An 11,205-nucleotide genomic window follows, 5' to 3' on the forward strand; every position below is an offset into this window, starting at 1 on the left:
AGGGCCTGCGGGAATGACGAGAGCGGTGCGGAGGGCTGAGTGGCGTCATCGTCAGGTACTTATTAAACAAAGAATCCAGCCCATTGGCTGGATTTTATGTGTGTGAAAGAAAGCTACTTAGCAGGCAGCAAAAAAACGTTTGCGAACTTATTCAATTATATAGCTAGTGATTGCGTAACAATCCTTCAAACTTCTCGCTACCTCTTCAGTAGACCCAATGGAGCAAATACTTCACTATCAAGACTCTAACAACAGCGTTTGTCTCCAGAGTATAGGTTAGGGGTAGAAGAGCGATATTCGTATTTTCTATCTGTTACTCAAGCTCTGGTGGTAGGTGACTTCGCTTAAAAACTGAATAATACGCCATCGCTTAGGAGCAGGTGTTATGTCGGATTGGACGTCTGGATATGTAGCGGATATTAGTTATACTTATGGATATTACGCTGAACTCAATCCTTTGCGAATTGCGCTAGGATTTATCAACGTCGGTATTCGGCCGCCAAACGTTACCAATGCCTGTGAACTGGGATTTGGCCAGGGCATTAGCACTAACACATTCATGCGGCTGCCTCACAAATAAATTGGTACGGAACTGATTTTAACCCCCATCAAGCGGCATTCGCTCAGGAGTTATCATCTATAAGTGGTGCTAACGCAAAGCTATATGACGATGCGTTTGATGAATTTTGCCAGCGTGACGACCTGCCTGAGTTCGACTATATCGGCCTTCACGGCATATGGAGTTGGATTTCGGATGAAAACCGCGCAGTGATCGTTGATTTTATCCGGAGAAAATTGAAAGTGGGAGGTGTGTTATATATCAGCTATAACACTCAGCCTGGTTGGGCAGCGATGGTACCAATGCGTGACTTGCTAGCAGAGTATGCTGATACCATGAGCGCGCAAGGAGCAGGCACCATTTCACGTATCGATGATGCCATTGCGTTTGCTGAGAAGCTGGTGGCTGTGAATCCAGAATACTGTAATGCTAACCCCCAGATTAAGAATCGCTTAGCGAAAATTAAACAAGATAATAAAAATTACGTAGCTCATGAATACTTTAACCGCGATTGGGAGCCGATGGCATTTGCTAAAATGGCACGCTGGCTAGAGCCTGCAAAGATGGATTGGGCTTGCAGTGCGCGATATGCAGATGCCATTGAAAGTATTCAGTTAACCAATGAGCAACAGGCATTAATTAATAACATTCCTAACCCGCTATTTCGTCAGTCGGTGCGTGATTTTTGTGAGAACCGTCAGTTTCGTACCGATTACTGGGTAAAAGGGGCGCGTCGTTTAAGTGGGCTTGATAAAGATGAAATGCTAGATGGTCTTCGCGTGATTATGGGAGTGCCACGTAAAGATGTGCAGCTAAAAATCGCAGGGCGACTGGGTAGCTTTGACTTGCCTAGCAATATTTATACGCCGCTGCTAGATGCGCTTTCATCCTATCAACCGGTATTTGTATCCGAACTTTGGCAGGTTGCAAAAGAGCATGGAGTGGGGCGTCCTGCATTGAACAGTGCAATTGCCATACTGGCATCAAAGGGTATTATTTTGCCTGCCCAGTCCGACGATGATATTTCTAAAGTAGCGTCCAAGACTGGTCGACTAAATCGTTTTTTAATGAGCCAGTCAAGAAGCACGACTGAGTTGAGTTATCTCGCAAGCCCGGTGACAGGTGGTGGCTTTGCTGTCTCGCTCTTCCATCAGTTTTTCCTGCTTGCCACGTTAGAGGGCGGTGATGACGCTAAAACGTTAGCTACTTTTGCATGGCGTATTTTGGCGTCTCAAAACAAATGCCTGCTTAAAGAGGGCAAGCCAATTTCGGATGAGAATGAGAATTTGGCTGAGCTTGAGCGTCAGGCTGGTGATTTTCTAGACGAGCGGTTGCCCCTCTACCGAGCGTTAAAAATTATCTGATCAGCGGGGCGTGTCACTGCCATATAACATGTGTGTAGCGACGGTTGTCGCTGCACGCATGTCTTGAGGTTGAAGGCGGTTATCTTGCTTGGATTTATGTCAAAATGTTGCTCTCACGGAGGAACGCTATGACACAGATGCAATGGGACCAGTTATTATCCCCACAACGCCTTCACGATAAACGCCCTGGCAGTGTGCGTGAAGCAACTCATGAAATAGGGCGAAGCCCTTTTCATAAAGATCATGATCGTATCGTTTTTTCGGGCTCCTTCCGGCGCTTGGGTCGGAAAACGCAAGTGCATCCACTGACTGAAAATGATCATATCCATACACGCTTGACCCATTCACTGGAAGTCGGCTGCGTTGGTCGCTCGCTAGGTATGATTGTGGGCGAGTTACTAAAGGATCGTCTGCCTGGCTGGATCACACCCGCTGACTTAGGGGTGATCGTCCAGACAGCGTGCTTAGGGCATGATATTGGCAACCCCCCTTTTGGTCATGCCGGTGAATATGCAATTCGTGATTGGTTTCGGCGTGCTCAAGATAGTGGCTTGTTAGATGGCTTGTCTGATGCAGAGCGTGATGACTTACTGACCTACGAAGGCAACGCCCAGGGCTTCCGTGTTATTACCCAAATTGAGTACAACCAGTTTAATGGTGGTATGCGGTTATCTGCCGCTACGTTAGGTACTCTGCTTAAATACCCCTGGACGGTACGCTACAGCGGGCGTGCTGGTAAATTCGGTTGTTACCAGTCTGAACAGGCGCTGTTAAAAGAAGTGGCTGATGCTGTCGGTCTTCTTCCCCAAGGAGATCAGCGTTGGTGTCGTCATCCGCTTGCCTGGCTTGTCGAAGGGGCTGATGATATCTGCTATGCCCTGCTTGATTTAGAAGATGGTTTAGAGATGGGGATTCTTCGCTATGAGGAAGTAGTCGAGATACTGCGCCAGATCGCGGGTGAATTCCCTCCAGAATACGCTGAGATGGAGAGGCGGAAAGTATCTCAGCGGCGTCGAATTGCCTTACTGCGCGGTGCCGCTATGGAACGCGCGGTGAATGATGTGGGGGCGGTTTTTGTGCAGCATGAGCAAGCGTTGCTCAGCGGAACGTTAGGCCAGGATTTATTAGAGCTGTGTCATCCTGATCTGGGGTGGGGCGTTCAAGCGGCAAAGCAGTTAGCTCGTGAGCGTATTTTTCAAAATGAGCGCAAAGCCAAACTTGAAATTGGTGCCTATACAACGCTGGGGATTTTATTAGAAGCATTTATTGGTGCTGCTAATGAACTACATCACACTGGGCATAGCTCATTCAAGCACCAGCGGGTGCTGGCGTTGATTGGTGAAAATACGCCATTGCCGTCCTGGACGCTCTACGATAGCTATCGGCGCATGCTGGATTTTATTGGTGGAATGACCGATCACTATGCTGTCGATCTTGCACAAGAAATGGGAGGGCGCTTGCGAGGTAATTAACCTTCTATACGGAGGGTTGACGCAGGTGTTTGAGCTCCATAAGGCGTGCACGCTCAATGAGTATATGAATCACTTTATCGTGAATGGCATCGCTCATCTGGCCGGGGGTGAGCTCGGTTAGTTGACGTGATAGCTGCTCACCGCTAACGACTAATATATCGGGGGCAGCTTCGCTAGTATCAATGTCCCAACCCGGCAAAACTAATACGCCTCTTACAGGCACAGGAACACCGCAACGACGCTCAAGCCATTGAGTCAGCCAACTAACGCCCTGACGTGTTTTATGCAGAGGGCGGCGTTCTTGCCAGTGAGGAAAACGTAGCCGCTCACGTTCAACGGCTACGCTATTAAGCTCCTTACCATTGCTACCGATTGCTAATGCTCGTGCACGTGTTTCTACCACGAAGACGCCATGTGGCGTGACAACTACATGGTCAATAGTAAAGCTATCGGTGGGTACGTCGTGAAACACATAATAGGGGTGGGCTTCTGGTCTCACCATGCGTTCCAGCTCTTGACCTACGGCTAATTCGCAAGCTAAACCGAGCTTAAGACGGCGAATACGCTGATAATCACGAACAAGCAACAGTGAAAAAGCCAGCACTAACAGCGTGCTAAGTAAGCCATATAATGCCCACTCCACCCAGTCTTGCTTTTCCACAAACAGCATACGGCCCATGCCATACACAAGCGGGGCAAGGCTAATAATGGGACCGAGCGCACCGTTTAAAAACAAGCTAGAAAAAGCTTGGTCAAGGCGATGCCGCAGAGCTTGACCGGGTTCACGCAAGGGAGCATTAAAGGGAGACTGAACGCGTGCATCGTGAAGGCTACGCAGCGCCAAGACAATGCCGCCCATGGCCGCCATGGGAAACAGGAAAATGAGTGGTAGCAGGTATTCTAACCAATTCATTGCAGTGCCTTGCCCTTTAGTGCTTTGCCTTTAGACAGAGCGCTATCACAGAGGTGTGTCAGCCACCTGCTAATTTAACTTGGTAGCCTAACGATGTTAATGCTTGCTGTAGCGTTTCCCGATGATCTCCCTGAATTTCGATAATGCCATCCTTTACAGCACCACCGGTGCCACAGCGTTTCTTCAATGTTTTAGCAAGCGTTTTCAACTCCGCATTGGAAAGCGGTATACCGCTAATGGTGGTGACCCCTTTTCCCTTGCGACCACTGGTTTCGCGTCGGATTCGCACAATGCCGTCTAAATCAGCAATGCGCGCTTGCTCGCTGGTATCTGCGCAGCGGCATTGGTCGATAGACTCGCGGCAGCTTGGGCAAGTTTTGCCTTGCTCTGTTGAATACACAAGGCCGCCGAGCTGATCACGTAATGAAGCCATACTTATTTCTCTATTGAATGTTGAGGCACTGGCATCTGCCACTTTTCATGAGTAAGGCGCTCAACGACTGCAGGTAGCTGATACATGTTGCTGATCATAATAGCGCCTTCAGGCGTAGTTTCAGCGTCCGGGTAGCGATTCAAGTGAATGACGGTCATGCCAGCCTGTAGAGCTGCCCTTACACCAACGAGTGCATCATCGATGGCGATACAGTTACTTGCTGGAAAACCCATGATACTAGCTGCATGAAGGTGAAGACAGGGCTCTGGTTTCCAACAGTTAGCGGTATAACCGCTGAACAAACGCTTACCAAAGTAGGTGGCTAGGCCGGTTGCTTGTAAAGCAGTATGAATTTTGCTTTCTGGGCCATTAGATACAACCGCACTTGGGTAATTATTGAGTATTTCAAGGGATTCATGGGCGCCAGGAATTGCCTTTAGCTCGCTTGTTAAACGATTAGCTAAGCTGGTTCGCATGGTGTGCTCCATGCTAGCTAATTGATCTTCATCGATATTACCGTAACGCTGCTGTAACTCTGCCACAATTCGTCGAAAACGGGCACCTCGAAACTCGCCGAGATAATCGGTGGATTTAAAGGGCAAGCCTACCGAATTTAGACCGATAGCCATTTCTTCAGCCAGAAGAGGCTCGCTATCGACGAGGGTGCCATCACAGTCAAACAGCAAAAGTGGAAGCGGCATTGTCATTCCTTGCAGCGTCTTTTGCGCTGCCCGTATTAGTTTAAGCCGACCATGTTGCTATTGAACGAGATTTTTAGCTCTTTGTGAACACTGTTTGATAATTTTTTATAGTTTTATATCAAGCTGCCCAAGGAAAGACTAAGTGATAGCCTCATTGCTGGGGGCAGGAAGGGCCTTTTAGAGCAACAGCACTGATGCGTGGCCATGTTTAGACTAAGCTTTGATAACCACAAAAAAGGAGAGCTTCGATGCGATTTACACCTTGGGTGTTTTCAATTGCTTTCTGTACATCCCTACTGATGGCAGGGCAAGCGCAAGCCGAAACGTCAGATTCAGATAATACGCAGCATGACACATTAGACGATGCGGCATTAGAGGAGAAATATGGTATCAAGGCAGGAGCACTTCAGCGAGATGAGTCTACTTCCAACGACGCTGAGGAAACCAGCGGCGATGAAAGTAATCATGCTGATAGTGAAGAATATACGGAGGGAGGCACGGGAGGTACTGGTAGTGCCGAGGATGCAATCGAAAGCGGTGAGGGTGAAAAGAGCAACAACGATAATGAGTAGTGCTTTTAGCGTGTTAGGCGTCGCGAATTAGCGCTACTACGGCGATGGTAGGGTTTCATGGTCTTTTGGCTGGTGACCCACCAAGGAGCGTAGTGACCGTTCATAGCGCTCAATAACGTTTTTTGCATAACAAGGCCAGCCTCAATGCTGGCCTCCATTTTTTCGGTCACCATACGCTGGTTTTCGCGCATCATGGAAGGACTGAAAAATGGCTGTGTTTGCCACATCTGTTGACGCATAGCGATGGTGGACAGTGATGAGCTCCACAGTTCAAACGCCATAAACCCCGCTTTCCACATATCAAACATGGCCAACGGCGTCGTCGATGTTGTAGAAGAGTGCTTCATAGGGGAGCTACCTGCTGAGAGGATAATTAGTTACGACTCCTCTAGTATTAGCCTATATATGCTGCATTGCAATGAAATAAGGCGACCAATCGGCCGCCTTAAGGGAGCATGTGAAGAGAACGTTACTTCACTTTAGGAGCTAGCTCGCCGCGCTCGTAGCGCTGGAACATTACTTCTAAGTTGACGGGTTTAATTTTGCTCGCATTACCAGCAGTGCCGAAAGCTTCATAGCGTGCAATACACAGGTCGCGCATGGCGGTCACGGTTTCTTTAAGGAATTTACGCGGGTCGAACTCGGAAGGGTTCTGGGCCATAAATCGGCGGACTGCACCCGTAGAAGCAAGACGTAAATCGGTGTCGATGTTTACTTTACGAACACCGTGTTTAATGCCTTCGATGATCTCTTCGACCGGTACACCATACGTTTCCGGAATTTGACCGCCATACTGGTTAATCACTTCCAGCCACTCTTGTGGCACGGATGATGAGCCATGCATTACCAAATGCGTGTCGGGAATGCGCGCATGGATCTCTTTAATGCGTTGGATCGACAGGGTGTCGCCAGTGGGTGGCTTGGTAAATTTATAAGCCCCGTGGCTGGTACCAATGGCGATAGCCAGCGCATCTACGTGGGTTGCTTTGACAAACTCAGCGGCTTCTTCAGGGTCGGTGAGCATCTGTTCCATGTCCAGCTTGCCCTCGGCACCAATGCCGTCTTCCTCGCCAGCCATACCCGTCTCTAAGCTGCCTAGGCAGCCTAGCTCGCCTTCAACGGAGACACCGCAAGCATGCGCCATTTCTACTGCACGACGAGTGACATCGACGTTGTAGTCATAGTCCATCGGTGTTTTACCGTCTTCACCCAAAGAGCCGTCCATCATTACCGAGGAGAAGCCGAGTTGAATAGAGCGTTGGCAAACAGCAGGGCTAGTGCCGTGGTCCTGATGCATCACGACTGGAATGTGCGGGAATTCTTCAACTGCTGCCAAGATCAGGTGGCGTAGGAAGGGAGCACCGGCATATTTCCGCGCGCCAGCAGAGGCTTGCACGATAACCGGAGAGTCAGTGGCGTCAGCAGCTTCCATGATGGCGCGCATCTGCTCGAGGTTATTTACGTTGAATGCTGGAATACCGTAGCCATATTCGGCTGCGTGGTCGAGCATTTGGCGCATGCTGATCAAAGCCATGGGATCACCTTAGTTGGGTTGTATGTAGGTACAAAGGCAGTGAGCGTGCCATTTTGTTTCAAAATTTAACTGCGCTGAGCGGCAGCCTCGAGTGCGGCGACGGCAGGCAACTGCTTGCCTTCAACGTACTCAAGAAATGCGCCACCGCCAGTAGAGATATAGGAAACGCGGTCAGCAATGGCATATTTATCAATCGCCGCTAACGTATCACCGCCTCCTGCGATAGAGAAAGCGCTACTGTCGGCAATCGCCTGAGAAAGCACTTCGGTTCCTTTACCAAACTGATCAATTTCAAATACACCGACAGGGCCATTCCACAAAATAGTGCCTGCATTTTTCAGTAAGCTGGCTAAGTGGCTAGCGGTGTCAGGACCGATATCCAGAATCATTTCGTTATCAGCGACCTGATCAACTGGCTTGACGACAGCTTCTGCGGAATCAGAAAACTCAGTGGCAACAACGACATCCGTCGGTAATGGTATGGCTACTTTCTCCATGAGTGCTTTTGCTTGGCCAATTAAATCTGCCTCAAAGAGCGATTTGCCAACATTATAGCCTGCTGCAGCGATAAACGTGTTGGCGATACCACCGCCAACAATCAGTTGGTCGCACTTGTCTGAAAGGGCGGTTAGCACGTCTAACTTGGTGGATACTTTAGAGCCGCCTACAATCGCTGTCATAGGCCGCGCCGGGTTTGCCAATGCTTTTTCAAGCGCATCAAGCTCTTGCGCAAGTAGCGGTCCTGCACACGCCTGTGGGGCAAAGCGCGCCACGCCGTGAGTAGAGGCCTGCGCACGATGAGCCGTACCGAAGGCATCCATTACAAAAACGTCGCATAACGCTGCGTATTGCTTGGAAAGCTGTTCGTCGTCCTTTTTCTCACCGTTGTTAAAGCGCACGTTCTCTAGCAGCACAACATCGCCGTTAGCCAATGTTGGCGCTGTCTCGAGATAATCGCTGATCAGCGTAACGGGGCGGCTAAGCAACTCGCCTAAGCGCTCAGCGACGGGTGCGAGTGAAAATTCTTCAGCAGGCTCACCTTCAGTAGGACGGCCTAAGTGACTCATTAGCATCACTTTTGCACCTGCTTGAGCTGCTGCCTGAATGGTTGGCAGCGCCGCGCGAAGACGAGCGTCACTGGAAACACGTCCATGCTTGATCGGTACGTTAAGGTCTTCACGAATCAGCACGCGCTGCCCTTCCAGGGGCAGGTCGGTCATTTTTTGCACGTTCATGTGAGCGGTTTCCTCGTGTTCAAGCAGATGAAAAGACATGATGCAGGCCTAGCGAGCGTTGCTTTTGGAAAGCGATGCCAGCCGCTGGGTGATATCCAGCATACGATTGGCAAAGCCCCATTCATTATCAAACCAACACAGCAGCTTAATTAAGCGTGTCCCCGCGACCCGTGTTTGCGTGGCGTCTAGGATGCCAGAGCGTGGATCATGATTAAAATCTATCGATGCCATGGGGGCTTCGGTATAGCCTAATACGCCAGCTAAGCGCTGCTGACTGGCGGATCGTAGTAAGTCGTTAACGTGCTCGGCGCTCGTATCACGACGCACAGTCAATGCGGCATCCATCGCAGAGACATTAATGGTGGGTACGCGCACGTGCAGGCATTCAAAACGACCGGACAGACTTGGCATCAGGCGACTGATCCCGACGGCCAACCCCGTGTCTACGGGGACAATTGACTGCATGGCCGAGCGTGTCAGGCGCAGATCCGTTTGATGATAAGCATCAATGACGGGCTGGTCGTTCATGGCCGAGTGAATAGTGGTGGTAACGCCGTGTTCAAGCCCTAGTGCTTCGTCCAGTACGGTGAGTAACGGGACAAGGCAGTTGGTGGTGCATGAGGCTGCTGAGAGAATGCGGTGGGAGAGTGTGAGCTCATGTTCGTTGATGCCCCACACAATCGTCGTATCCACATCGCTTTCGGCGGGTTGAGAAAACAGCAGTCGCTTAGCGCCAGCGGCTAAATGCTGCTCCGCTGTCGCACGATCCTTGAAACTACCAGAGCATTCCAGAACTAAATCAATATCTAGTGCTGCCCAGGGCAGAGCCTGCGGGTCACGCTCGCAAAGAACGTGTATGCGCTGGCCATTGATAAGCAGGCATTCACCGTCATTGTCTACTTCGCCAGGGAAACGACCATGGGTCGTATCGTAGCGAGTAAGGTAGGTAATCGTCGCAAGATCAGATAGCTCATTGATGGCGACCACTTCAATTTCTGGGTGGTTGCGCTCAACCAACGCTCTTAACACGCATTGGCCAATGCGTCCGTAACCATTAATGGCAATTCGATATGTCGAGTTTGCATTAGCCATGTCGCGAAGCGGCTCTCAAAAAATTGCTCAATGATAGCGTATTTCAACTGAGTTTGTTTTTCAGCTGACCGTGCCGATCAGCCGCCAGGCGAGTGGCAGCAACAGGGCGGTAAAAATACCGGTTAAACTCATGCCTAACGAGGCAAACGCGCCAGCCGTTGGGCTCAGTTCAAAGGCTCGCACAGTGCCAATGGCATGGCCATTGAGACCCAGTGCGAAACCAATAATGCGTTCATCGTTAATTTTTAGCAGCCGGGCAACGACACTCACGAAGGGAATGGTAACCACTCCTGTCACTAACAGCGCCCCCATTAGTAACGCTACGTTGCCGCCGAGCTGTTCAGTAATGCCGATGGCGATTGGCGCGGTGACTGATTTAGCGGCGAGTGACGCCAAAATAGTGGGACTAGCCCCCATTAGCCAAGCAATGCCGATTGCGTAGCAGGCCGCTAGTGCGGCGGCGATCGGTAAACAAAGTGTCAGCGGTTGCCACAGTTCACGAATGCGTGGCAACTGTTGATAGAGTGGCATGCCTAAGGCAACAGTCGCCGGCCCTAACAAAATGGTGAGCCATGAGGCCCCTTGTTGGTAAATCGAATAAGGCAGCCCTATCGCGACAAGTGCCGCTGCTAATAGCAACGCAGCGATTAGAATAGCGGGTAGCCAAGAAGGGTTGCGCAAGCGCTTAAAAATCAGGTTGCCGAGCAAATAGGCTGCAAGGGTAAGTCCTACAGCAAACAGCGGTGTGGCTGTTAGAGTGGACAACATATCAGTGGGCATCTGATCGCCCAATTAGCCGTTGTAATAACCATAACGTGGTAATCACGCTTAATAACGTCCCTAGCAATAGCGCAATAAGTATGGCGAACCACTGACCCGCGAGTTCATCCAGAATAAAGAACACGCCAACGACGCCTGGCATAATCAACATGGCCAGCAGCGCGATTAACGGTTGTGCTGCGGCCGCTAAACTTGAAGGCACGCGCCCTAAGACACCAAGGGTGGCACATAGCAACAGCATGCCCACCACCCCTGAAGAAAAAGGCAAACCGGAGAAGTGGATGACCACTTCCCCAATTAACCAATAGCTAATTAGCCAAAGCAGACCATTTAGCGCGGGCATGGCAGAACCCGCGCTAGATCAGCCTGCATGGCGTTAGGCCAGCAGCTCATTGGCCTGTTTAACAATATTTTCAACCGTAAAGCCGAAATGTTTGAACAGTTCGCCCGCAGGTGCAGACTCACCGTAGGTGGTCATACCGATAACACGTCCATCCAGGCCAACGTACTTGTACCAGTAGTCGGCATGGCCCGCTTCGATCGCAATCCG

14 protein-coding genes are annotated in these 11,205 nt (G+C 50.3%); 4 read left to right on the top strand and 10 right to left on the bottom strand.

Annotated elements, in window-relative coordinates; translation table 11 throughout:
- The first annotated feature begins 385 nt into the window (after window positions 1-385).
- The 3 genes from INT22_RS20475 to INT22_RS07775 all read left to right on the top strand — a co-directional run bounded on the left by INT22_RS20475 (window position 386) and on the right by INT22_RS07775 (window position 3,395).
- Entirely contained in the window at window positions 386-580 is a 195-nt protein-coding gene (locus tag INT22_RS20475; protein ID WP_226912507.1) for a hypothetical protein, read from the top strand.
- 281 nt (window positions 581-861) lie between these two features.
- A complete protein-coding gene (locus INT22_RS07770; RefSeq protein WP_226912508.1) occupies window positions 862-1,923 on the top strand; it encodes a methyltransferase regulatory domain-containing protein in 1,062 nt (353 codons plus the stop codon).
- A 128-nt stretch (window positions 1,924-2,051) separates the two neighbouring features.
- Complete coding sequence (locus INT22_RS07775) at window positions 2,052-3,395, top strand: deoxyguanosinetriphosphate triphosphohydrolase (RefSeq protein WP_193067999.1); 1,344 nt, start codon at window positions 2,052-2,054, stop codon at window positions 3,393-3,395.
- Window positions 3,396-3,399: 4 nt separating this feature from the next.
- Here INT22_RS07775 and INT22_RS07780 read toward each other — a convergent pair whose 3' ends face one another.
- The 3 genes from INT22_RS07780 to INT22_RS07790 are packed head-to-tail and all read right to left on the bottom strand — an operon-like array spanning window position 3,400 to window position 5,442.
- Entirely contained in the window at window positions 3,400-4,308 is a 909-nt protein-coding gene (locus INT22_RS07780) for a nuclease-related domain-containing protein (protein WP_095604698.1), read from the bottom strand.
- A 58-nt stretch (window positions 4,309-4,366) separates the two neighbouring features.
- Window positions 4,367-4,741: a translation initiation factor Sui1 gene (locus INT22_RS07785; protein WP_095604697.1), complete on the bottom strand. Its 375-nt coding sequence runs from the start codon at window positions 4,739-4,741 to the stop codon at window positions 4,367-4,369.
- A 2-nt stretch (window positions 4,742-4,743) separates the two neighbouring features.
- Complete coding sequence (locus tag INT22_RS07790) at window positions 4,744-5,442, bottom strand: HAD family hydrolase (protein WP_193068000.1); 699 nt, start codon at window positions 5,440-5,442, stop codon at window positions 4,744-4,746.
- Window positions 5,443-5,690: 248 nt separating this feature from the next.
- On the opposite strand from INT22_RS07790, the gene INT22_RS07795 reads away from it, so the two are divergent.
- Window positions 5,691-6,014 carry a hypothetical protein gene (locus tag INT22_RS07795; protein ID WP_193068001.1) on the top strand — a complete coding sequence of 108 codons (324 nt, stop codon included), beginning with the start codon at window positions 5,691-5,693 and terminating at the stop codon, window positions 6,012-6,014.
- Window positions 6,015-6,019: 5 nt separating this feature from the next.
- Here INT22_RS07795 and INT22_RS07800 read toward each other — a convergent pair whose 3' ends face one another.
- From INT22_RS07800 to INT22_RS22085, 7 genes are all read right to left on the bottom strand, one after another.
- A complete protein-coding gene (locus INT22_RS07800; RefSeq protein WP_038480050.1) occupies window positions 6,020-6,361 on the bottom strand; it encodes a hypothetical protein in 342 nt (113 codons plus the stop codon).
- 122 nt (window positions 6,362-6,483) lie between these two features.
- On the bottom strand, window positions 6,484-7,548 hold the full coding sequence (fba, locus tag INT22_RS07805) for a class II fructose-bisphosphate aldolase (RefSeq protein ID WP_038480053.1): 1,065 nt from the start codon (window positions 7,546-7,548) through the stop codon (window positions 6,484-6,486).
- Window positions 7,549-7,613: 65 nt separating this feature from the next.
- Window positions 7,614-8,783, bottom strand: a complete 1,170-nt coding sequence (locus INT22_RS07810) for a phosphoglycerate kinase (protein ID WP_193068002.1) — start codon at window positions 8,781-8,783, stop codon at window positions 7,614-7,616.
- 48 nt (window positions 8,784-8,831) lie between these two features.
- A complete protein-coding gene (locus tag INT22_RS07815) occupies window positions 8,832-9,875 on the bottom strand; it encodes a type I glyceraldehyde-3-phosphate dehydrogenase (RefSeq protein ID WP_193060205.1) in 1,044 nt (347 codons plus the stop codon).
- Between the two features lie 60 nt (window positions 9,876-9,935).
- Window positions 9,936-10,655, bottom strand: coding sequence for an LrgB family protein (locus INT22_RS07820; protein ID WP_193060204.1), 720 nt, complete (start codon window positions 10,653-10,655; stop codon window positions 9,936-9,938).
- Window positions 10,645-10,998, bottom strand: coding sequence for a CidA/LrgA family protein (locus INT22_RS07825; RefSeq protein WP_089037279.1), 354 nt, complete (start codon window positions 10,996-10,998; stop codon window positions 10,645-10,647). Before INT22_RS07825 ends, INT22_RS07820 begins: the two co-directional genes overlap by 11 nt.
- Before the next feature lie 33 nt (window positions 10,999-11,031).
- A partial coding sequence (locus tag INT22_RS22085) for a transketolase-like TK C-terminal-containing protein (protein WP_446718935.1) occupies window positions 11,032-11,205 on the bottom strand: 174 nt, incomplete at its 5' end.

The organism is Halomonas sp. 3D7M (genome assembly GCF_014897885.1).
GTDB lineage: Bacteria > Pseudomonadota > Gammaproteobacteria > Pseudomonadales > Halomonadaceae > Vreelandella.